The organism is Aquincola agrisoli (assembly GCF_036621135.1).
In the GTDB taxonomy this organism is placed as follows: Bacteria; Pseudomonadota; Gammaproteobacteria; order Burkholderiales; family Burkholderiaceae_C; genus Aquincola; species Aquincola agrisoli.
Genome location: NZ_JAZIBG010000020.1, coordinates 101,938 through 123,415, shown reverse-complemented (window position 1 = coordinate 123,415; position 21,478 = coordinate 101,938). Strand labels below are relative to the sequence as shown.

The 21,478-nt window shown below is 69.9% G+C and carries 26 protein-coding genes; 8 read left to right on the top strand and 18 right to left on the bottom strand.

Annotated elements, in window-relative coordinates; translation table 11 throughout:
• Positions 1-69 precede the first annotated feature (69 nt).
• The 3 genes from V4F39_RS08495 to V4F39_RS08485 are packed head-to-tail and all read left to right on the top strand — an operon-like array spanning position 70 to position 2,372.
• Positions 70-1,059: a LysR family transcriptional regulator gene (locus V4F39_RS08495; protein ID WP_332288887.1), complete on the top strand. Its 990-nt coding sequence runs from the start codon at positions 70-72 to the stop codon at positions 1,057-1,059.
• Positions 1,060-1,061: 2 nt separating this feature from the next.
• Positions 1,062-1,982, top strand: a complete 921-nt coding sequence (gene gluQRS / locus V4F39_RS08490; RefSeq protein WP_332288886.1) for a tRNA glutamyl-Q(34) synthetase GluQRS — start codon at positions 1,062-1,064, stop codon at positions 1,980-1,982.
• Between the two features lie 33 nt (positions 1,983-2,015).
• The gene (locus V4F39_RS08485) at positions 2,016-2,372 is read left to right on the top strand and encodes an FKBP-type peptidyl-prolyl cis-trans isomerase (protein WP_332288885.1); all 357 of its coding nucleotides are present in this window, start codon (positions 2,016-2,018) and stop codon (positions 2,370-2,372) included.
• Positions 2,373-2,451: 79 nt separating this feature from the next.
• Here V4F39_RS08485 and V4F39_RS08480 read toward each other — a convergent pair whose 3' ends face one another.
• The gene (locus tag V4F39_RS08480) at positions 2,452-3,213 is read right to left on the bottom strand and encodes a FadR/GntR family transcriptional regulator (RefSeq protein WP_332288884.1); all 762 of its coding nucleotides are present in this window, start codon (positions 3,211-3,213) and stop codon (positions 2,452-2,454) included.
• Positions 3,214-3,263: 50 nt separating this feature from the next.
• On the opposite strand from V4F39_RS08480, the gene V4F39_RS08475 reads away from it, so the two are divergent.
• A complete protein-coding gene (locus V4F39_RS08475) occupies positions 3,264-4,427 on the top strand; it encodes a mandelate racemase family protein (protein WP_332288883.1) in 1,164 nt (387 codons plus the stop codon).
• Between the two features lie 102 nt (positions 4,428-4,529).
• Here V4F39_RS08475 and V4F39_RS08470 read toward each other — a convergent pair whose 3' ends face one another.
• A complete protein-coding gene (locus V4F39_RS08470) occupies positions 4,530-5,912 on the bottom strand; it encodes a DEAD/DEAH box helicase (protein ID WP_332288882.1) in 1,383 nt (460 codons plus the stop codon).
• 252 nt (positions 5,913-6,164) lie between these two features.
• Entirely contained in the window at positions 6,165-6,755 is a 591-nt protein-coding gene (orn, locus tag V4F39_RS08465; RefSeq protein ID WP_332288881.1) for an oligoribonuclease, read from the bottom strand.
• Between the two features lie 52 nt (positions 6,756-6,807).
• On the opposite strand from orn, the gene V4F39_RS08460 reads away from it, so the two are divergent.
• Entirely contained in the window at positions 6,808-8,079 is a 1,272-nt protein-coding gene (locus V4F39_RS08460; RefSeq protein ID WP_332288880.1) for a M48 family metallopeptidase, read from the top strand.
• Positions 8,069-9,025: a ribosome small subunit-dependent GTPase A gene (gene rsgA / locus V4F39_RS08455; protein ID WP_378235046.1), complete on the top strand. Its 957-nt coding sequence runs from the start codon at positions 8,069-8,071 to the stop codon at positions 9,023-9,025. Before V4F39_RS08460 ends, rsgA begins: the two co-directional genes overlap by 11 nt.
• Positions 9,026-9,049: 24 nt before the next feature.
• Here rsgA and V4F39_RS08450 read toward each other — a convergent pair whose 3' ends face one another.
• The 6 genes from V4F39_RS08450 to rpsP form a co-directional block, all read right to left on the bottom strand.
• Positions 9,050-10,039, bottom strand: coding sequence for a CobD/CbiB family protein (locus tag V4F39_RS08450; RefSeq protein WP_332288878.1), 990 nt, complete (start codon positions 10,037-10,039; stop codon positions 9,050-9,052).
• 24 nt (positions 10,040-10,063) lie between these two features.
• Positions 10,064-10,756, bottom strand: coding sequence for an NUDIX hydrolase (locus V4F39_RS08445; RefSeq protein ID WP_332288877.1), 693 nt, complete (start codon positions 10,754-10,756; stop codon positions 10,064-10,066).
• 82 nt (positions 10,757-10,838) lie between these two features.
• Positions 10,839-11,192: a 50S ribosomal protein L19 gene (rplS, locus tag V4F39_RS08440; protein ID WP_332288876.1), complete on the bottom strand. Its 354-nt coding sequence runs from the start codon at positions 11,190-11,192 to the stop codon at positions 10,839-10,841.
• Between the two features lie 123 nt (positions 11,193-11,315).
• Positions 11,316-12,071, bottom strand: a complete 756-nt coding sequence (gene trmD / locus V4F39_RS08435; RefSeq protein ID WP_332288875.1) for a tRNA (guanosine(37)-N1)-methyltransferase TrmD — start codon at positions 12,069-12,071, stop codon at positions 11,316-11,318.
• A 19-nt stretch (positions 12,072-12,090) separates the two neighbouring features.
• Positions 12,091-12,645: a ribosome maturation factor RimM gene (gene rimM, locus V4F39_RS08430; protein ID WP_332288874.1), complete on the bottom strand. Its 555-nt coding sequence runs from the start codon at positions 12,643-12,645 to the stop codon at positions 12,091-12,093.
• A gap of 60 nt (positions 12,646-12,705) precedes the next feature.
• A complete protein-coding gene (gene rpsP / locus V4F39_RS08425) occupies positions 12,706-12,960 on the bottom strand; it encodes a 30S ribosomal protein S16 (RefSeq protein WP_332288873.1) in 255 nt (84 codons plus the stop codon).
• Positions 12,961-13,134: 174 nt separating this feature from the next.
• Here rpsP and V4F39_RS08420 point away from each other — a divergent pair, with 174 nt between their 5' ends.
• Positions 13,135-13,671, top strand: a complete 537-nt coding sequence (locus V4F39_RS08420) for a GNAT family N-acetyltransferase (RefSeq protein WP_332288872.1) — start codon at positions 13,135-13,137, stop codon at positions 13,669-13,671.
• The gene (locus V4F39_RS08415) at positions 13,668-14,117 is read left to right on the top strand and encodes an NINE protein (RefSeq protein ID WP_332288871.1); all 450 of its coding nucleotides are present in this window, start codon (positions 13,668-13,670) and stop codon (positions 14,115-14,117) included. Before V4F39_RS08420 ends, V4F39_RS08415 begins: the two co-directional genes overlap by 4 nt.
• A 19-nt stretch (positions 14,118-14,136) precedes the next feature.
• On the opposite strand, the gene V4F39_RS08410 is transcribed toward V4F39_RS08415, so the two are convergent.
• The 9 genes from V4F39_RS08410 to V4F39_RS08370 all read right to left on the bottom strand — a co-directional run bounded on the left by V4F39_RS08410 (position 14,137) and on the right by V4F39_RS08370 (position 21,477).
• Positions 14,137-15,147 carry an inorganic phosphate transporter gene (locus V4F39_RS08410; RefSeq protein ID WP_332288870.1) on the bottom strand — a complete coding sequence of 337 codons (1,011 nt, stop codon included), beginning with the start codon at positions 15,145-15,147 and terminating at the stop codon, positions 14,137-14,139.
• 13 nt (positions 15,148-15,160) lie between these two features.
• Entirely contained in the window at positions 15,161-15,808 is a 648-nt protein-coding gene (locus V4F39_RS08405; protein ID WP_332288869.1) for a DUF47 domain-containing protein, read from the bottom strand.
• 117 nt (positions 15,809-15,925) lie between these two features.
• The gene (locus tag V4F39_RS08400; RefSeq protein ID WP_332288868.1) at positions 15,926-16,564 is read right to left on the bottom strand and encodes a deoxynucleoside kinase; all 639 of its coding nucleotides are present in this window, start codon (positions 16,562-16,564) and stop codon (positions 15,926-15,928) included.
• 1 nt (position 16,565) lies between these two features.
• On the bottom strand, positions 16,566-16,931 hold the full coding sequence (locus tag V4F39_RS08395) for a DMT family protein (protein ID WP_332288867.1): 366 nt from the start codon (positions 16,929-16,931) through the stop codon (positions 16,566-16,568).
• A gap of 55 nt (positions 16,932-16,986) precedes the next feature.
• Positions 16,987-17,466, bottom strand: coding sequence for a 2-amino-4-hydroxy-6-hydroxymethyldihydropteridine diphosphokinase (gene folK, locus V4F39_RS08390; protein ID WP_332288866.1), 480 nt, complete (start codon positions 17,464-17,466; stop codon positions 16,987-16,989).
• 19 nt (positions 17,467-17,485) lie between these two features.
• On the bottom strand, positions 17,486-19,171 hold the full coding sequence (gene pcnB / locus V4F39_RS08385) for a polynucleotide adenylyltransferase PcnB (RefSeq protein WP_332288864.1): 1,686 nt from the start codon (positions 19,169-19,171) through the stop codon (positions 17,486-17,488).
• Complete coding sequence (locus V4F39_RS08380) at positions 19,168-19,836, bottom strand: HAD family hydrolase (RefSeq protein WP_332288863.1); 669 nt, start codon at positions 19,834-19,836, stop codon at positions 19,168-19,170. The genes pcnB and V4F39_RS08380 overlap by 4 nt, the downstream gene beginning before the upstream one ends.
• A complete protein-coding gene (gene hda / locus V4F39_RS08375) occupies positions 19,833-20,528 on the bottom strand; it encodes a DnaA regulatory inactivator Hda (protein ID WP_332288862.1) in 696 nt (231 codons plus the stop codon). Before hda ends, V4F39_RS08380 begins: the two co-directional genes overlap by 4 nt.
• A 79-nt stretch (positions 20,529-20,607) precedes the next feature.
• The gene (locus tag V4F39_RS08370) at positions 20,608-21,477 is read right to left on the bottom strand and encodes a SirB1 family protein (protein WP_332288861.1); all 870 of its coding nucleotides are present in this window, start codon (positions 21,475-21,477) and stop codon (positions 20,608-20,610) included.
• Between the last annotated feature and the right edge of the window lies 1 nt (position 21,478).

Sequence of the window (21,478 nt, the reverse complement as noted above, 5' to 3'; positions counted from 1 at the left end):
CCACTGTAGGAGCCGCCCCGGCTGCCGCCGCCAACGCGCTTGAAGCGCCCATTCAAATAACATGAAGCGATGCCCGACCGACGCAACGCCCTGACGCCCGAAGCCCTGACGATGATGGACACCATCGGCCGGCTGGGCAGCTTCGCGGCCGCCGCGCGCGAACTGGGCAAGGTGCCGTCCGCGCTGACCTACAGCGTGCGCCAGCTCGAAGATGCGCTGGACGTGCTGCTGTTCGACCGGCGCTCCGGCCAGGCGCGGCTCACGGCGGCGGGGGAGGAACTGCTCAACGAAGGCCGCCGGCTGCTCGCCGAGATGGATGCGGTGGCCAACCGGGTCAAGCGGGTGGCCACCGGCTGGGAGTCGGCACTGACGATCGCGGCGGACGGCGTGATCTCCCGGCTGACGCTGTTCGAGCTCTGCGAAGCCTTCTTCGCGATGCGCACCGACGGCGACGAAGGCCCCGGCACGCGGATGCGGCTGCGCACCGAGGTGCTCGCCGGCACCTGGGAGGCGCTGGTCTCGGGCCAGGCCGACCTGGCCATCGGCGTCAGCCTGGGCGGCGCACCGCCCGTCGGCATCGAGATGCGGCCGCTCGGCGAGATCGACTTCGTGTTCGCCGTCGCGCCGCACCACCCGCTGGCGGCGCTCGACGTGCCGATCAGCGACGCCGAACTGCTGCGCCACCGCGCCGTGGCGGTGGCCGACTCGGCGCACCGGCTGTCGCCGGTCACGGTGAACCTGCTGCCTGGCCAGGACGTCTTCACCGTCGCCAGCACCCAGGCCAAGATCGAGGCACAGATCCGCTGCCTCGGCTGCGGCTTCGTTCCGGAGCCGCTGGCGCGCGAACACATCGGCGCCGGCCGGCTCGTCGTCAAGCAGGTCGAACGCTCCCGCGAGCGCGCGCGCTTCGGCTACGCCTGGCGCGCCGATGCGGCACCGCAGCCGAAGAAGGCGGCGCAGGGGCTGGCGCTGGGCTGGTGGCTGCAGCAGCTGGAGAGCCCGACCACCCGGCAGGCCCTGCTCGAGCGCCACACGGGCCTGCCGCAGCGGGTGGATTGAGCGTGCCGCGGACCGCACCCGGCTACCGCGGCCGCTTCGCGCCCTCGCCCACCGGGCTGCTGCACGCCGGCTCGCTGGTCGCCGCGCTCGCCAGCTGGCTCGACGCGCGGGCACACCGCGGCCGCTGGCTGGTGCGCATCGAGGACGTCGACACGCCTCGCTGCGTGCCGGGTGCCGATCCTTCGATCCTGCAGCAGCTCGAACGGCTGGGCCTGCAGCCGGACGAACCGCCCTGGTGGCAATCACTGCGTGGCGACGCCTATGCCGCTGCGCTGGAGCGGTTGCGCCTGCACGGCATGGCCTATCCGTGCGGCTGCACGCGCAAGGAGATCGAGGCCGCACTGGTGGCGCAGGGCCGCGCGCCGGCCAAGCATGGCGAGCTGGTCTACCCGGGCACCTGCCGGCATGGCTTGCACGGCAGGCCTGCCCGCGCCTGGCGCGTTCGCTGCGGCACCGACGAATCGCCCGTCGCCATCGACTGGCACGACCGCCGCCTCGGCCCCCAGCACCAGGACCTGACCCACGCCGTGGGCGACTTCGTCGTGCGCCGGGCCGACGGCCTGTGGGCCTACCAGCTGGCGGTGGTGGTCGACGACGCCGCGCAGCGGATCACCGATGTCGTCCGCGGCGAAGACCTGGCCGACAACACGCCGCGGCAGATCCACCTGCAGCGCCTGCTGGGCCTGCCGCTGCCGCGCTACCTGCACACGCCGCTGGTGCTCGCACCGGATGGCGACAAGCTGTCGAAGCAGAACGGCGCGGCCCCGCTGCGCCTCGAAACGCCTGCCGACGTGCTGCAAGCCCTGCGTGCGGCCGCTGCGACGCTCGGCCTGGGCTCGGTGGCGACGGCGTCCACCGGCTCTCGCGAAGCCTGGCTGGCCGACGCCACGGCCGCGTGGGCCCGCGTCTCGGGGCTGGCATGATGCGCGCCTGACAACTACAGAGGAACGCTCATCATGGTCACCACCCCCTCGGGCCTGCAGTACGAGGACACCGTGCCGGGCACCGGCGACGAAGCCCGCGCCGGCCAGCACGTCACCGTGCACTACACCGGCTGGCTGCACGATCCGGCCGCCGCCAACCAGCGCGGGCGCAAGTTCGATTCGAGCAAGGACCGCAACGACCCGTTCCAGTTCGGTCTGGGACAGGGCATGGTCATCCGCGGCTGGGACGAAGGCGTCCAGGGCATGAAGGTCGGCGGCACGCGCGTGCTGACGATCCCGGCCGACCTCGGCTACGGCGCACGCGGCGCCGGCGGCGTGATTCCGCCCAATGCGACGCTGGTGTTCGAGGTCGAGCTGCTCGGCGTCTGACGGCAGCCGCACGCCGGCTGAACAAAGGCCCGCGATGCGGGCCTTTCCGTTGATACATCAGTCGTCAGACAAGCTCGCGTCACTCGGCCAGCCGCCGCAGCCGCTCGCGGCTGTTGTTCAAGTGCATGAACATCGCCGCCCGCGCCGCAGCCGGATCCCCCCGGTGTATCGCCTCGTAGATGGCCTCGTGCTCGGCCTGGGCCACGGCCTTGCCTGCCTCCAGCGAGGTCCGGGGTTCGCCGAAGCGAGGACCGCCCGCAGGGCCCGCCCCTAGCGCCACCTGCGCAGCCGATCCATGGCAGCGGATGGTGGCACCTCCCAGGCAGCCCATCACCTCCTCGAAGTATTCGTTACCCGTCGCGGCGGCGATCAGCGCATGGAAGCGGAAGTCGTCCTCCGCGGTGCCGGCACCCGCCCTCCGATGGGCGTCGAACGCGTCCAGCGCCTCGCGCATCGCCGCCAGGTGCGCATCGCTGCGCCGCGAGGCGGCCAGGCTGGCAGCGTCCGACTCGACGCTCACCCTCAGCTCCAGCATCGAGAACACTTGGCGCAGCTGAAGATCCTGACCGGCCACGCCCAGGAGCGGCCGGGCTGCAGGCGGTGCCAGCACGAACGTGCCGACGCCCTGCCGCGTCTCCACCATGCCGCCCGCCTGCAGCCGGGACATGGCCTCACGCACGACGGAGCGGCTCACGCCCAGCTCACGCATCAACTCGGGCTCCGACGGCACGCGCTCGCCCGGCTTCAGCAGGCCGCCCTGGATGCGCCCGGCCACGCTGTCGACGACACGCTGCGGTTGTCTCTTGGCCCGTTCGGGCCGGTCTGGCAATGGAGGAGGCATGGGAGATGTACGGTAGCATCAACTCATCAGACGACTGATGAGCAAATCCTGTGAAAAACCTGAAGATCGACAGCGTAAGTGGTACCGAGTTCACCTACCCCACTTGCCGCTCGGTCGACAGTGCGGGGCATTCGCACCCCGGGCCGCCGGGCACGGCGCGGATGGCGATGATCACGATCACGAGCGCCGATGGGCAGCAAGGCCACGCCTTTGCGCCGCCCGAGGTGGTCCGGCCCCACGTGCTCGACACCTTCGTCCGCAAGGTGTTGATCGGACAGGATGCGCTGCACCGCGAGAAGCTTTGGATGGCGCTCGAGCACTGGCAACGCGGCAGTGCCGGCCAGTTGACGGACCGCGCGCTCGCCGCCGTCGAGCAGGCGCTGTGGGATCTCGCCGGACGGGCCCTTGCCGTGCCGGTCTACCAACTGCTTGGCGGCTACCGCGACAAGGTACCCGCCTACGGCAGCACGATGTGCGGCGACGAGTTGCCGGGCGGGCTGTCGACGCCCCAGGAGTACGGCGACTTCGCGCTGAAGCTCGTGGAGCGCGGCTACAAGGCGATCAAGCTGCACACGTGGATGCCGCCGGTGAAGTTTGCCCCGGACCCGCGGATGGACATCCGGGCCTGCGCCGCGGTGCGGGAGGCGGTGGGGCCGGACATCGAGCTGATGCTCGACGGCTACCACAACTACAGCCGCACCGATGCGCTGACGATCGGCCGCGCACTGGAGAAGCTGGATTTCGCCTGGTTCGAGGAAATGATGAACGAGCAGAGCAGCGCCTCGTATGCCTGGCTCGCCGACCAGCTCGACATCCCCATCCTCGGCCCGGAAAGCCTGTCGGGCAAGCACTACAGCCGCGCCGATTGGGTACGGGCCGGCGCCAGCGACATCCTGCGTGCCGGCGTGGCCGGCACCGGTGGCATCGGCCCGACGATGAAGGTCGCGCACCTGGCCGAGGCCTTCGGCATGAACTGTGAGGTGCACGGCAACGGCGCGGCCAACCTGGCGGTGTGCGCGGCGATCAAGAACTGCCGTTGGTACGAGCGCGGCCTGCTGCACCCGTTCCTCGACTACGACGAGGTACCTGCCTACCTGAACAGCCTGCCGGATCCGATGGACGCAGAAGGCTTCGTCCACCTGTCGAAGGAGCCCGGTCTCGGCGAGGACATCAACTTCGGGTACATCGCAGCCCACACCGTGGCGAGCTACTGACGGGGCGGCAACAAGGATCGCCCCGACGGGGAGGCGCACCGGCCGCCCTCCCTCACGTCGGCCACCGCAGCGCAAGGCGCGCCGCGGCGCCGAGCGCAGCGATCAGCGGTCGCGCGACTTGAAGCCGCCGCCGCTCTTGCGGGGGCCGCCGAAGCCAGGCTTGTCACCGCCACCCGAGCGGAAACCACCCTTGTTGAACGGGCGGCCGCGCGGACGGTCGCCGCCACCGAAGCCTTCGCGGCGCTGCGCGAACAGGCGCGGGGCGGGCTTCTGCGGCTCCAGGCCGCCGATCGTCGCCACCGGGATCTGTTGCGTCGTGAACTGCTGGATGCGGCGGATCATGCCGGCATCCGGCGCCTCGGCCAGCGTGATCGCCAGGCCGTTGCGGCCCGCGCGGCCGGTGCGGCCGATGCGATGCACGTAGTCCTCAGCCTTCATCGGCAGGCCGTAGTTGATGACGTGGCTGATCGTCGGCACGTCGATGCCGCGCGCGGCCACGTCGGTGGCGACCAGCACACGCAGCTGCTTGTTGCGCAGGCCTTGCAGCACCCGGTTGCGGCGGCCCTGCGGCATCCCGCCGTGCAGCGAGGCGACATGGTGGCCCATGTCGGCCAGCCGGTCGGCAAGCCAGTCAGCATCGCGCTGGGTGCTGGTGAACACCACGGCCTGCTCCATCTCGCGCTCGGCCAGGATGTGGTCGAGGAGCGCGTTCTTGTGCTGGCCATTGTCGGCCCAGTGCAGGCGCTGCTCGATGTTCTCGTGCGTGTCGGTGTGCGAGGCGACGTCGATCGTCTGCGCTTCACCGCTCAGCAGTTCGCTGGCCAGGCGGCCGACGTGGCCGGCGAAGGTGGCGCTGTACATCACCGTCTGGCGCTGCGGCGGCAGCTGCTCGGCGATGTGGCGGATGTCATCGATGAAGCCCATGTCGAGCATACGGTCCGCCTCGTCGAGCACCAGCATCTCGACGTTGGCGAGGATCGCCTTGCCGCTGGCCATGTGGTCCATCAGGCGGCCGGGCGTCGCGATCAGCACGTCGAGCGGGCCGCGCAGCGCCTTCAGCTGCGCGCCGTAGGGCACGCCGCCGACCACGGTGGCCACGCGCAGGCCCTGCACATGGCGGCCGTACGTCACAGCAGCCTTGGACACCTGCATGGCCAGCTCGCGGGTGGGTGCCAGCACCAGCACGCGCGGTCCGTGCACGATGCCCTTCTCGCGGCGCTTGCCGTCGTTGCGGGCGGCCAGCACACGGGTCAGGGCCGGCAGCACGAAGGAAGCCGTCTTGCCGCTGCCGGTGCTGGACGAGACACGCAGGTCGGCACCTTCCAGCGCCGGCGGGATCGCCCGGCCCTGCACTTCGGTGGGCTGGTCATAGCCGGAGTCGCGCACGGCGCGCACCAGCGCGGCATGCAGGCCGAGGGCGGCGAAGCCGTTGGACTCGTCGATGGCCTGCGTCTCGGCGGCCGGGGTATTCGGTTCGGTGAACATCGGAATCTCTCTCTTCTCACGGCGCGCACGGCAAAGCGCGCGCTGGCGCCACCGAAGGTGGTGCCGGGTCAAGTCGCAGCAGGAGGAACGCTCGACGGGCACCGCAGGAAGAGGTGCCGCACACAACAAACGGGCCTAAGCGACGGCATCGCCGCCGACCCATGCCCGCGAGGGGCTTCCGAGCAAGGCTCGGCCACGGAGTCAGTGGGGATGAACGAAACGACCGGGGCAGCCCCGACCGAAGCTCGCATTCTATACCGGATCGGGGTTTTCACCAACCGCCAGCAGGTGCGTGCGGTAGTAATCCAATTCGTCGATCGACTCGTGGATGTCGGCCAGCGCGGTGTGCGCCTGCGCCTTCTTGAAGCCCCCGAGGATGCCCGGCTTCCAGCGCTTGGCCAGTTCCTTCAGCGTGCTGACGTCCAGGTTGCGGTAGTGGAAAAACGCCTCCAGCCCCGGCATGTAGTTCGCGAGGAAGCGCCGGTCCTGGCAGATCGAGTTGCCGCACATCGGGCTCTTGCCGGGCGGCACGTACTGCGCCAGCCATGCGATCACCTGCGCCTCGGCATGCGCTTCGTCGATGGTCGAAGCCTTCACCCTGTCGATCAGGCCGCTGCGCCCGTGCGTGCCCTTGTTCCAGGCATCCATGGCGTCGAGCGTCGCGTCGCTCTGGTGCACGGCGAACACCAGGCCTTCGATGCGCACCGCCAGCAGCGGGTCGGTGACCACGACGGCGATTTCGATGATGCGGTCGGCGGCGGGCGAGAGACCGGTCATCTCCAGATCGATCCAGATCAGGTTCTGATCGCTCTTGGCGAGTGTGGGGCTCGTGGTGTCGTTCATGGGCGCGCCGGTCGGGTAAACACTGGATTGTCGCAGCCTACACTGCGCACCCATGCAAGCCTCCCTCCTGACCCTGCTGTTCGCGGCGGCGCTGCTCGCGTCGCTGGCGGTCAAGTTCTGGCTCGCGTCGCGCCAGATGCGCCATGTCGCGCGCCACCGCGACGCCGTGCCCGCCGACTTCGCCGCCACCGTGCCGCTGGCCGCCCACCAGCGGGCGGCCGACTACACGCTGGCGCGCGGCCGCTTCGGCCTGCTGTCCACCGCCTTCTCGACCGCCCTGCTGCTGGGCTGGACCCTGCTCGGCGGCCTCGACGCCCTGAACGAGCTGGTGCGCGACGCCGTGTACCCCCGCTTTGGCGGCCTTGCCTACCAGTTGGCATTGCTGGCGGCCTTCGCCCTCATCGGCGGGGCGCTCGAACTGCCATTCGATCTCTACAACACCTTCCGCATCGAACAGCGCTTCGGCTTCAACCGCATGACCTGGCGCATGGCGGTGGGCGACATGGTCAAGGGGGTGCTGGTCGGGGCGGTGATCGGCCTGCCGCTCGCGGCGCTGATCCTTTGGATCATGGCGGCGGCCGGCTCGTTGTGGTGGCTCTGGGCCTGGGCGGCTTGGACGGCCTTCCAGCTCCTGATCCTCGTGCTCTACCCGACCGTGATCGCGCCGCTCTTCAACAAGTTCGAGCCGCTGCCGGACGAATCGCTCAAGGCGCGAGTGCAGGCCCTGATGGCACGGTGCGGCTTCGCCGCCAAGGGCTTGTTCGTCATGGACGGCAGCCGCCGCTCCGCCCACGCCAACGCCTACTTCACCGGCCTGGGCGCCGCCAAGCGCGTGGTGTTCTTCGACACGCTGCTCGCCAAGCTGACCCCGGGCGAGGTGGAGGCGGTGCTCGCACACGAGCTCGGCCACTTCAAGCACCGCCATGTGCAAAAGCGCATGGCGGTGATGTTCGCGCTCAGCCTCGCCGGGCTGGCGCTGCTGGGCTGGCTGTCGAGCCAGGTGTGGTTCTATACCGGGCTCGGCGTGCAACCGAACATGGGTGCGCCGAACGACGCGCTGGCCCTGCTGCTGCTGATGCTCGCGCTGCCGCCCTTTACCTTCCTGCTGGGGCCGCTGGCGGCACGCAGCTCGCGCCGGCACGAGTTCGAGGCCGACGCCTATGCCTGCGCACAGGCCGACGGCCGCGACCTCGCCAGCGCGCTGCTCAAGCTGCACGAGGACAACGCCTCGACGCTGACACCCGACCCCGTCTACGTGCGCTTCTACTATTCGCACCCACCGGCCAGCGAGCGGCTGGCCGCTCTGCGGCTGCATGCGGCATGACGACGGGCACGCGCCCGCAGCGGCTTTGAGCAAGTTCGACGCCCTGGACACCGGCCTGGTGGTGACCGCGCACGGCCGGCATTTCATCGTCGAGACGCCCGACGGCGAACGGCTCACCTGCCACCCCCGGGGCAAGAAGAGCGACTGCGTCGTCGGCGACCGCGTGCGCTGGATGCCGACCGGTTCCGGCGGTGACGACGAAGGTGTGATCGAGCACATCGAGCCGCGCCGCAACCTGCTCTTCCGGCAGGACGAATGGCGCACCAAGTCCTTCGCCGCCAACCTTGACCGCATCGTCGTGCTGGTCGCGGGGGACCCGATGTTCAGCGAGTCGCAGCTCACGCGTGCGTTGATCGCCGCCGAGAGCGCCGACATCGACGCCTGCATCGTGCTGAACAAGACGGACCTTCCGCAAGCTGCCCTCGCGCGTGAACGCCTGGCGCCGTACCGTGCGATGGGCATTGCAGTCCTGGAAACCGCGATCAAGCGGGCGCCCGACGAGGCCCGTGCCGTCTTCGCGCCGCTGCTGCACGGCCGCACGACGCTGATCCTGGGCCCCAGCGGGACGGGCAAGAGCACCCTCATCAACCTGATGGTGCCGGAGGCCTCGGCGCAGGTGGGCGAGATCTCCACGGCGCTCAACTCCGGGCGCCACACGACCACGACCACGCGCTGGTACTGGGTCGACCGCGCGCAGGCCACCGCCCTGATCGACTCACCGGGGTTCCAGGAGTTCGGCCTGCACAACATCGACGCGCAGCAGCTGCCCCTGCTGATGCCGGACCTGCGGGCCCACGTTGGCGGATGCCGCTTCTACAACTGCACGCACCGGCAGGAGCCGGGCTGCGGCGTCCGCGCCGCGGTGGAGCGGGGAGAGATCAGCCCCTCGCGCTGGCGCATCTACGGCGAGATCCTCGACGAGCTGTCCCGCAGCCCGCACCGTTGAGCAGGACGCACCCTGCCGCGGAACCTACCCGAGCACGTTGGCCAACGACAGCAGCGCGACCAGCAGCATCCACAACACCACCGACCGCCAGACCAGGCCGACCAGGCTCTGCAGATGGCCGAGCTGCGGCGGCAGGCCCGGCGTCGCCCCCTGGGCCAGCACGGCTTCCGGGTCGACTCCGCTCTCGAAGGTCTTGGAACGGTCCGGGGTGATGCCGGGGGCCGCCCCACCCCCGAGCTGTACGCCCAGCGCCCCGGCGGCGGCGGCCAGGATGATGCCTTCGTTGGCGTGCATCCACAGGCCCGCGTCGCGGCGCCAGGAGTTGATGGCCTCCTCGAAGTTGCCGACCACCGCAAAACCGAAGGCCGTCAACCGCGCCGGTACATGGTCGATCGCGGAGAAGAGCCGCTGCGACAGGCCGCGCAGGCGGTCGTTTGCCGGCGCCTGCAGCGCGCGGTGACGGTAAGCCCAGTAGCGGCTCGCGAACTCGGCCATGCGGTAGAGCACGGCGCCGGCCGGGCCCAGCCCGAACGCGGACAGCACGATGAACCAGAAGAACACGCCCAGCACATGGCGGTGCGCCGCGAGCAGCGAATGCTCGATGACGTGCCGCATCAGCTCCGTGCGCGGCAGTTCGCTGGCATCGAGGTGCCGCCATTCGGCGAGCAGCCGGCGGGCTTCGGCCTCGTCGCCGCGGTCGAGCGCATCTCGGATGTCGGTGAAGTAATGGCTGAATTGGCGGAAGCCCAGCGTGAGGTAGAGCGTGCCGACGTCGAAGGCCAGCGCCATCAGCAGGCTGTAGTGGGCGATGGCGGCGTACAGGCCCCAGGCGACCAGCGCGGGCGCGATCACGGTCACCCCCCACACCACCCAGGCGTGGCGCTCGCGGCCGGCGTCGAAATTGCGGCCGCTCCAGCCCACCCATGAGATCAGCGAGTCGTGGACCCAGTTGTCACGCGGCAACGGCTTGAGTTGCTCGATCAGCAGCGCAAAGAGGACGGCAAAGAAGCTCATCGCCAGCGATGATAGCGACGCCCGCTACGCCGCCAGGAACCGATAGAGGTTGCGCAGCATCGAGGCCGTGGCGCCCCAGATGAAAAACCTGCGCTGCGCGCCGTCGGCGCCCAGGCCCTTCCAGTCCATCGACAGGAACTGCCGCGAGATGCCGTCGAGCTCGAAGCGGTGGCGGCGGTGGTTGGCGGGCGTCATCAGGAACGCCAGCGGCACCTCGAACGCCTCGGCGACTTCGAACGCATCGAGCGTGAGTTCGAAGCCCGGGCGCACCAAGCCCACGACCGGCGTCACGACGAAGTTGGTCACCGTGCTGTACGGATGCAACGCTCCCACCACCTCGATGTGCGACCTCGCGAGCCCGACCTCCTCTTCCGTCTCGCGCAGCGCGGTGTCGACCGCGTCGGCATCGGTGGCCTCGGCACGCCCACCAGGAAAACTCACCTGCCCGGCATGGTCGCGCAAATGCGCCGTGCGCTGGGTCAGCAGCACCGTGAGCCCTTGCTCGCGCTCGACCAGGGGCATCAGCACCGATGCGGCGGCGGGCGCACGGTCGGCCAGCCTGCCGTCGCCGGTGAACTCGGGCACCCAGTCCAGCGTGCGCGCGAAGCGCTCGCGCACCGCCGCCGCGGTCAGCCGCGCCGGGTCGATGGGCGGCAGCGCATCGTCGATGCCGACGATGGGAATGGCCTGGGGGTCACGGATGAGAGGACGTGTCATGGGCACCTGAGAGCATAGGGGCGACAACCGGCTCAGAAACGACAAAGCCGCCCGAAGGCGGCTTGGCAGGCTCGGCCGGCGGTCAGGCCAGCTTTTCCTTGATCCGGGCCGACTTGCCCGAACGCTGGCGCAGGTAGTAGAGCTTCGCGCGGCGCACGTCGCCGCGGCGCTTCACGTCGATGGCGGCGATCAGCGGGCTGTAGAGCTGGAAGGTCCGCTCGACGCCTTCGCCGCTGGAGATCTTGCGCACGATGAAGCTGCTGTTCAGGCCGCGGTTGCGCTTGGCGATCACGACGCCTTCGTAGGCCTGCACACGCTTGCGGGTGCCTTCGACCACGTTCACGCTGACGATCACGGTGTCGCCGGGCGCAAAAGCGGGAATCTTCTTGTTGAGGCGAGCAATCTCTTCTTGCTCGAGGGTTTGAATCAGGTCCACAAAGTTCTCCAGATGATCGTGCCGGCGCTCATAGGCCCGCCTGGGCGGACAACGCTGCAAGTGCCCCGGATGACATCCGGCGTTGCACCTGCGCCCGGCAGAGGATCGGTGAAAAGCCGACGATTATATGACGAGTTGGGCCAGGTAGCGCTCATCGGCCTGGGAGAGCCGCCCGGCAGCACGCGCCGCGATGATCAGGTCGGGCCGGCGCTGTGCCGTGATCTGCAGCGATCGCTCGCGCCGCCAGCGCGCGATCTGGGCATGGTGGCCGGACAACAGCACCGCTGGCACGGCCGTCGCCGCATCGCCCTCGCCCCAGAACTCGGGGCGGCTGTAGTGCGGGCAGTCCAGCAGGCCATCGCCGGAGAAGCTGTCTTGCTCATGCGACTCGGCATCGTTCAGCACGCCGGGTTGCAGGCGGGCCACGGCATCGAGCAGCGCCAGCGCGGGCAGTTCCCCCCCGGACAGCACGAAGTCGCCCAGGCTCAGTTCCAGATCGACGTGCCGGTCGAGGAAGCGCTGGTCGATGCCCTCGTAGCGCCCGCAGAGCAGCACCGCCCCCGGCCCCGCGGCGAACTCCCGCACCAGCGCCTGCGTGAGCGGCCGGCCCGTCGGGCTGAAATGCACCAGCGGCACGGCATCCGTACGCTCGGCGCGCACGGCCGACAGGGCGCGCTGCAGGGGATCGGCCAGCATCACCATGCCCGGGCCGCCGCCGAACGGCCGGTCGTCGATGCGGCGGTAGGCGCCTTCGCCGTACTCCCGCAGGGGCCACAGGCGCACGTCCACCTGGCGCGTCTCGAACGCCCTGCGCGTCACGCCCAGCGCCAGGTGGGGCTCGAAAAGCTCCGGGAACAGCGTCAGCACGTCGAAGCGCATGGCTTTCGGCTTGTCCGCGTCAGTAGTCCAGGCCCCAGTCGACGGTGATGCGGCGGCCCGGCAAGTCGACCTGGTCCACGTAGGCGTCGACGAAGGGAATCAGCCGTTCGGCGACCTCGGGAGGGGCATCCGCCGGCACGTCGGTGCGACGCAGGCGCAGCACGCTGTGCGGGCCGGTGCTGAGCAGGTCGCTCACGATGCCGAGCAACGCGCCTTCACGGTTGAAGACCTCCAGGCCGATCAGGTCGACCCAGTAGTACTCGCCCTCGGCAGGCGTCGGGAAACTGCTGCGGGCGACGAAGACCCGGGCGCCCTTGAGCGCCTCGGCGGCGTTGCGGTCGGGCACTTCCTGCGCCGTGGCGACCACGGCGTCGCCCTGTTCGCGCGCGCCCGTGATCTTCAGCAGCCGGTCGCCAGGCTGGATGAACCAGCGCCGCGAAGAAAACAGCGCCTTGGCATCGGACGCATACGGCACGACCTTGACCGCGCCCTTGATGCCCCAGGCACCGATGATGCGCCCCACCTCCACTGCGTCCGCCGGCCAGGCAGGTTCACCCGGTACGGCTTCGCTCATGTTCATCGGCAGGCGCTCATGTCATTCGGAAGGGCCCCGCATGGTACGGGGCCGAGGGCCTCAGGCCGCAGCCTTGGCCTTGGCGTCGTCGACCAGGCGGGCGACGGTGGGCGACAGCTGGGCGCCAACGCCCTTCCAGTAGGTGACGCGATCCTGCGCCACACGCAGGGCTTCGGCGGCACCGGAAGCCACGGGGTTGTAGAAACCCACGCGCTCGATGAAGCGGCCATCGCGGCGCTCGCGCGAATCGGCGACGACGATGTTGTAGAAGGGGCGCTTCTTGGCGCCGCCACGGGCAAGACGAATGACGACCATGATGTTTCCTCGGATGATTCCTGCGAATCGACCGCCTCACCGGGGAGACACCACCAGGTCTGGCAATCGCAAAACGGGCGCGTGGATGCGCGCCCGCCACGGTTCGGCCCTGTAGATACGCCAGGCGGTATGCCGCCGGCCAGCGCCGAAACCGCGCATTATAAACTGTCTCGCATGACCAATCTCCTGATACGTCCCAGCAGGCCGGATGACGTGCCCGCCGTCACGGCGGTCTACCGGCATGCGGTGCTGCACGGCACCGGCACTTTCGAGCTGGAAGCCCCCGACGAGGCCGACATGGGCCGGCGCCGCGAGGCCGTGCTGGCCAACGGCCTGCCCTGGCTCGTCGCCGAACGCGACGGGCAGGTGCTCGGCTATGCGTATGCCAACCATTTCCGGCCGCGGCGGGCCTACCGCTTCTGCGTCGAGGACTCGATCTACCTGCACCCTGACGCCCACGGCCAGGGCATCGGCCGGCTGCTGCTGACGGAGCTGATGGCGCAATGCGAAGCACGAGGCGCTCGGCAGATGCTGGCCGTGATCGGCGACGCCGCCAACGCCGGCTCGGTCGGGGTGCACCGCAGCTGCGGCTTCGAGCACACCGGCGTGCTCAAGGCCGTGGGCTGGAAGTTCGACCGCTGGCTCGACGTGGTGATGATGCAGCGCGCGCTGGGCGAAGGGGCAGGCACCGCGCCGGCCGAGGGCCGATGAACGTGGTCTCGTACAAATCCAAGACGCTTGCGACCTGGATCGCGTTTCTGGCCGGCAGCCTTGGGCTGCACCGCTTCTACCTGCACGGCTGGAAGGACCGCTTCGGCTGGTTCTACTGGGTGCCCACGTTCCTCGGGCTGCACGGCCTGCAGCGCGTGCAGGACCACGGGCTGGACGACCAGGTCAGCTGGCTGCTGATCCCGCTGCTGGGCCTGATGGTCGCGCAGGCGATGCTGGCCGCCATCCTCTATGGCCTCACGCCCGACGAGCGCTGGGACGCGCGCCACAACCCCGGCCAGCCGGTGCACCCCACGCGCTGGGCGCCGGTGCTGGGCGTGATCGCTGCGCTGCTGGTGGGCGCCGGCGTGCTGATGGCGACCATCGCCTTCAGCGGCCAGCGCTACTTCGAGTACCAGGTCGAGGAAGCCAAGAAGATCAGCCAGTGACGACGACGTCGCCGCCGGTTCACATCAGCTGCAGGCCGATCCAGTAGAAGACCGCGGCGATGAACGCCGAGGCGGGGATCGTGAAGATCCACGCCCAGACGATGTTGCCGGCCACGCCCCAGCGCACCGCAGAGGCCCGGCGCACCGAGCCGACGCCGACGATGGCACCGGTGATGGTGTGCGTGGTCGACACCGGCACGCCCAGCGCCGTGGCCAAGAACAGCGTGAGCGCACCGCCCGTCTCCGCGCAGAACCCGCCGACCGGCTTGAGCTTGGTGATCTTCTGCCCCATCGTCTTGACGATGCGCCAGCCGCCGAACATCGTGCCCAGGCCGATCGCGATGTAGCAGACCCAGATGACCCAGCTGGGCGGCAGATCGTCGGCGGCACTGGCGTAGCCGGTGGCGATCAGCAGCATCCAGATGATGCCGATGGTCTTCTGCGCGTCGTTGCCGCCATGGCCGAGGCTGTAGAGGCCGGCCGACACCAGTTGCAGGCGCCGGAACCAGTTGTCCACGTGCAGCGGCGACGAGCGCCGGCAGACCCACGCCACCACCACCATCAGCAGCGAGCCGAGCACGAAGCCGAGCAGCGGCGAGACGAAGATGAAGGCCACCGTCTTCAGCACGCCGCCCGCCACCAGCGCGCTGGCACCCGACTTGGCGATGACGGCGCCGACGATGCCCCCGATCAGCGCATGCGAGCTGCTCGAGGGGATGCCGTACCACCAGGTGATCACGTTCCAGGCGATGGCGCCCACCAGGGCGCCGAACACCACGTGGTGGTCCACGATGCCGGGCTGCACGATGCCCTTGCCCACCGTGGCGGCCACGCTCAGGTGGAACACGAAGATCGCGATCACGTTGAACGTCGCAGCGAACACCACCGCCTGCTGGGGCTTGAGCACCCCCGTCGACACCACCGTGGCGATCGAGTTCGCCGCGTCGTGGAAGCCGTTCATGAAGTCGAACAGCACCGCCAGAACGACGAGCATCACGACGACCCACAAGCTGACCTGGACTGCATCCATCGGAGCGCGAACCTCAGGAGTTTTCGAGGACGATGCCCTCGACGAGGTTGGCCACGTCCTCGCAGCGGTCGGTGATCGACTCGAGCATCTCGTAGATCGCCTTCAGCTTGATCAGCTCGCGCACGTCCGGCTGCTCGCGGAACAGCTTGCTCATCGCCGAGCGCATGACGCGGTCCGCGTCGGACTCCAGCTTGTCGATCTCCTCGCAGGTCTTGATCGCCGCCTCGACGACGGAGTGGTCCGACAGCTTGGGCAGCAGCGTCACGACATGGGCAACGCGGTCGCAGCACTTGGCGCTCAGGTCGCCCAAGCGCAGCACCTCCTCGGTCATCGCACGCACGTCGTAGAGCTGCATCGTCTCGGTGGCGTCCTGGAGCAAGTCCAGCACGTCGTCCATCGCATTGATCAGGCCGTGGATCTGCTCGCGGTCGATCGGCGTGATGAAGGTCTTGTGCAGCAGGCGGTTGACTTCCGCGGTCACGCGGTCGGCATTGCGCTCGGCGTTGTTGACCTCCTCCGCGTACTGCTCGCGCAGCGAGAGGTCGGCGTAGTGCTCGATCAGCCGCGTGAACGCCCGCGCGCCTTCGGCGATGTACGCCCCGTGTTGATTGAAGAGTTCGAAAAAATTGCCCTCTCGGGGCAGCAGTTTGCCGAACAGCATGGTCGGTTCCTCGTGCAGGGATGGTGCCGGGCCTGTCACCAGACAGTCACGCAACAGTCACATTCGATAGGGCGCGCAGTGTAAGCGGGCCGCGCCAGCGGCGCCGGCAGGCCAGCCTCAGGCGCCGAGATCGAACACCTCCCGCGGACCCTTGAACGCCGCGAGCCGCTGCAGCAGCAGATCCACGTCCCCCGGCCGCTCGACCGGGTTGAAGCGCTCCGTGTCCACCGCCAGCACCGGCACGCTGCTCTCGCGCTCGAACCATGCGCCATAGGCCTCGGACAGCCGCTGCAGGTAGGCGGCATCGATGCCCTGCTCCATCGCCAGGCCCCGCCGGGCGATGCGCCCGAGCAGGGTCTGCGGTCCGGCCTGCAGCCAGATCACCAGATCCGGCGCGGGCGCCTTGGGGGCCATTTCGCGGTGGATCTGGCCATAGAGGCGGAACTCGTCGTCCGACAGGGTGAGCTGCGCGAACAATGCATCCTTCGCGAACATGAAGTCGCTGACGGTGCGCGGCGTGAACATGCCCGGCTGCGCCAGCTCCCGGTACTGCTCGATGCGCTGGAACAGGAAGAAGAGCTGCGTCTGCATCGCATAGCGCGCCGGATCGGCATAGAAGCGCACGAGGAACGGGTTGTCGTGCGGCCGCTCCAGCAGCACCTGCGCCTGCAGGCGCTGGGCGAGCAGCCTGGCGAGCGTGCTCTTTCCGGCGCCGATGGGGCCTTCGATGGCGACGTGCTGCAGGTGGTCGAGCATGTCAGCTGCGGAAGATGAAGTACACGGCCCCCACCAGGCAGAGCCCCGCCCACAGGTAGTCGAGCTTCAGCGGCTGGCCCATCGCGAACACCGCGAACGGGATGAACACCGACAGCGTGATCACCTCCTGCGCGATCTTCAGCTGGGCCAGCGAGAAGCCTCCCGCATAGCCGATGCGGTTGGCCGGCACCTGCAGCAGGTACTCGAACAGCGCGATGCCCCAGCTGATCAGGGCCGCCACCCACCAGGGCCGGTCGGCCAGGCTCTTCAGGTGCCCGTACCAGGCGTACGTCATGAAGATGTTGGACAGCGTCAGCAGGCCGAAGGTCTGGACCGACAGGGGCAGGCGTGCAAGGGAGTCGAGCATGTTGGGGCCGGGAGGGCGGCGTTCGGTGGCGGAGGGGGACGGCGCGCAGGCCGGTTCAGGTCAGGCGTTCGATCTGCTGCCCGGCGCAGGCGTGCAGCCAGGGCCCCAACGGACCCCGGCCCGGCAGCACCAGCGCAGGCGCCAGCTCGGCCAGGGGCTGCAGCACGAAGGCGCGCTCATGCAGCCGCGGGTGCGGCAGCGTCAACCGGGGCGTGTCGAGCACTCGATCACCGTAGAGCAGCAGGTCGAGGTCGAGCGTGCGCGGCGCATGGCGGTAGGGCCGCTCGCGGCCGTGCCGATGCTCGATGGCCTGCAGCGCATCGAGCAGCGCTTCGGGCGCCAGCAACGTCTGCAGCTCGGCTGCGGCATTGATGTAGTCAGGCCCCCCGGCGTCCACCGGCGCGCTGCGGTAGAGCGAGGAGGCCGCGGCGACCCGCACGCCGGGCCACCCTGCCAGCGCCTGCAGCGCGGCTTGCACGGCCCCGCGTGCGTCGCCCAGGTTGGCCCCCAGGCCGACGAAGACGCGCTCGGACATGAGCGTCCGCCGGGCCGGGTCAGCCCGCCGCGTCCGGCGCCGCGCCGGCTTCCCCGGGCGCGCCGGACCCCTCCGGCACGTCGCCCGCGGGCTTGCGCCGGCGGCGGCGACGCTTGCGGGCGGGTGCGGCGGCTTCGCCCGCCGGCTCGGTCCCGTCGTCCGCCTCCGCAGGGCCCTCGCCCTGCCCGGCGGCCTCCAGCGCCTCGGCCGCCTCCGCATCTGCCGCCGCCGGCTTGCGTGTCCGCGGCCGCCTGGCCGGTGCGCCGCCCTCGGCGGGCGCAGCCTTGGCCGCGCCGGCCGGTACGCGCCGCACCTTGTGTTGCTCCTCGCGCGCGGCCGCGAGCAACGCCTCGCGCTCCTCGGGCGAGCCCAGCGAAAAATCCTCCCACCACTCGGCCAGCGTCCCGTCCGCCTCGCCCGCATCGGCCCGCAGGCGCAGGAAGTCGTAGCCGGCGCGGAAGCGGGGCTGCTCGACCAGCGCATGCGGGGCGCTGCCGGTGCGGCGCTCGAACCGGGGCTGCATGCCCCAGATCTCGCGCATGTCGGTGCCCAGCTTGCCGCGGCCGGAGATGTCGCCGACCCGCGCGTCGAACACCGCATCGACCGCCCCCATCAGCGCGGGGAACGGCGCCTCGCCGGCCGCCTTGGCGCGCTGCCACCCCGCAAGCACCTCGTGCCACAGCAGGCAGGCGAGCAGGAAGCTCGGCGCCACCGGCCGTCCCTCGGTGACGCGGCGGTCGGTGTCGGCCAGCGCCAGCTCGACGAACTTGCGGCGCGCCGCATGCTCGGGCCGGTCGGCGCCGGGGCCGATCAGCACGTCGAGCATCGGGAAACGGCTGGCCAGCCCCTGCTTGCGCAGTTCCTCGACGCTGGCCACCGCGTGGCCCGTCTGCAGCAGCTTGATCGTCTCGTCGAACAGGCGGGAGACCGGGATGTTGTCCAGCAGCGCCGCCATCTCCGGGATGGGCGCGCGGGTCTTGGCCTCGATGGCGAAACCCAGCTTGGCCGCGAAGCGCACCACGCGCACGATGCGCACCGGATCCTCGCGGTAGCGCGTGACGGGGTCGCCGATCATGCGCAGCACCTTGCGCTCGATGTCCTTCAGCCCGCCGTGGTAGTCCACGACGATCTGCGTCGTCGGGTCGTAGTACATCGCGTTGACGGTGAAGTCGCGGCGCGCGGCGTCCTCGATCTGCGGGCCCCAGACGTTGTCGCGCAGCACGCGGCCGCTGGCGTCGACGGCGTGGCTCTTGTTGGCCAGTTCGGCCTTCGATGTCTTCTCGTTGCCGCCCACCGCCTCGGCCGCGCTGTTGTCCAGGTAGGCGCGGAAGGTCGAGACCTCCACCACCTCGTGCTCCCGGCCCCGGCCGAAGATCACGTGGACGATGCGGAAGCGCCGGCCGATGATGAACGCGCGACGGAACAGGCCTTTGACCTCCTCCGGGGTCGCGTTGGTCGCCACGTCGAAGTCCTTGGGGCGCCGGCCGACCAGCAGGTCACGCACCGCGCCGCCCACGATGTAGGCCTCGAAGCCGGCCTCCTTGAGCGTGCGCACCACCCGCACGGCGCGCTCGTCGAGCAGTTCGGGGTCGATGCGGTGCTCGCTCGCGGGCACGTCCACGCGTTTGCCCAGCGGCACCTTGCCCTTGGCGGACTTGGCGCCCGCCTTCTTGCCCAGCAGCCGGTCGATGAAGGTCTTGATCATTCGAAGAGTCTCAGGATGGGCCAGGCGCGCTCCCGCGCGACGGCTTCGAGCTCGGCGCTCGGGTTGGTGGCCACGGCGTGGGTGGCCCATTCGAGCAGCGGCAGGTCGTTGGTGGAGTCGCTGTACACCGTGACGCGGCTGAAATCGGCGCGCGCCCGGCCCTGCTTGGCCAGCCAGGCCTCGACGCGGGGCACCTTGCCCTCGCGGTAGGACGGGATGCCGCGGATCGCGCCGGTGGCGCGGCCGTTCGCGTCGCGCTCCAGTTCCACGGCCAGCAGTTCCGGCACGCCGAAGGCGTCAGCGATCGGCCGGGTGATGAACTCATTGGTCGCGGTGACGATCGCGACGAGGTCGCCCGCCTGCTGGTGGCCCTGCACCAGCAGGCGGGCGACCTCGTGCAGCACCGGGTGGATGGCCTCGTTCATGAAGCGCTCGCGCCCGGCGGCCATGTCGGCAGCCGGCAGGTCGCGCCACGGGCCGGTGGCGAAGCGGATGTAGGCCGCGAGGTCGAGCCGGCCGGCCTGGTAGTCGGCGAAGAAGCGGTCGTTGGTGCGCCGGAAGGCGTCGCCGTCGGCCCAGCCGATGCGCACCATGAAGTCGCCGAAGGCATGGTCGGAATCGATCGGCAGCAGGGTGCCGTCCAGGTCGAACAAGGTCAGGTTCATGCCTGCCCGCCCTCCGCGGCCGCGAGGGGGCGCTCGTGCGCCAGCATCAGCTTCAGCAGCGGCACCGTGACGGCCCGCTGCTCGGCCAGCGCAAAGTCGTCCAGCCGGTCCAGCAGGCCCATCAGGTTCTTCAGGTCGCGCGAGAAACGGCTCAGCACGTAGTCCATCACCTCATCCGATAGAAAAATGCCGCGGCGGTCGGCCTCGCGGCGCAGCACGGCCCGGGCCTCGGACTCGCCCAGCGGCTGCAGCGCGAACACATGGCCCCAGCCCAGGCGCGTGCGCAGGTCGTCACGCACGGGCAGGTCCACCGGCGGCATGCGGCCGGCGGCCACCAGCTGGACGCCGTGCGTCATCGCCTCGACGAACAGCGTGAAAGCCCCGTGCTGCCGCGGCGCGTCGAGCGCATCGGCATCGTCGATGACGATCAGCGACCAAGTGTCGTCGAATTCGAACGGCAGCGGCGCCTGCGCCGAAAACCAGCCGGCCCGCTCGCCGCGCTCCTGCGCAGCCAGGATCAGCGCATGCAAGAGGTGCGTCTTGCCGCTGCCCGCCGGCCCCCACAGGTACACCGGCGCGGCCGGCAGCGAAAGCGCCTGCAGATGCGCCACGGCCGGCGCGTTGGCGCGAGCCAGGTAACTGTCGAAGGTTTGCGGAGGGCGCGGCCCGAAGGCCAGCGGCAACTGTCTCATCTCGTGGGGATCGCCGACGCGGCACCGCGCGCGAAACCGCGGATTGTAAGTAGGAAGCCGGAGGCCGCCCGCGGCGGCGTCAGTGCAGGGGCGGCCGCCCCGCACTGCGCAACTGGGCCAGCCGACGGCGCAGCGCGGGCGCGTCCTCCGCCTGCGCACTGTGCTTCAGGTACATCGCCAGGTCCTCGGCGGCTTCCGCCGGACGCCCCAATTCCTCGAGGCACAGCGCGCGGTCGCGCCGCTGGTCCCAGGCCTGCGGCAACAGGATGACCAACCGGTCGAGCACGGCCATCAGGCGCGGCCAGTCGTTGGCACTGCGGTGGATCTCCTTCAGGTTGCCCAGCATGCGCGCCAGCACATCGCGCGCGGGCGAGGACTGCAGGAACAGCCCGAGCGGCACCTCGAAGTCCCCCTCCAGGCCCTGCTGGCGGCGGTACGGCACCAGCCGCTCGTCGAGGTCCTCGCGCGACAGCGACTGCCCGTTGAACGGATCGATCACCACCTCGCCCTGCGACAGCCGCAGCTTGACGAGGAAGTGGCCGGGAAAGGACACGCCCCGTGCCGTCAACCCGATCTGCGTCGCGATCTCTATATAGAGCAGCGCCAGCGTGATCGGGATGCCCCGGCGCGTTTCCAGCACCTTGTGCAGGTAGCTGTTGGCGGGATCGTAGTAGTCGTTGACGTTGCCGCCGAAACCGAGCTCCTGGAAGAAATAGCGGTTCAGCAACCGCAGCTTCTGCAGCGTGGCGGCGTCGGCCGGAATGCGGCGCTTGAGCTGCCAGGCGAGCGCATCGACCTCGGCCAGCACGGCCTGGGCGTCGAGCGTGGGGTACTCGTCCTGCGCGATCGACACGGCGGCCTCCAGCAGGGAAAGGCTCTCGTCCTCCGCCACCAGCGCCGCAAAGTACGACAGCGGTGACGGGGTCTCGAAACGCAGCGGACCGGTCATG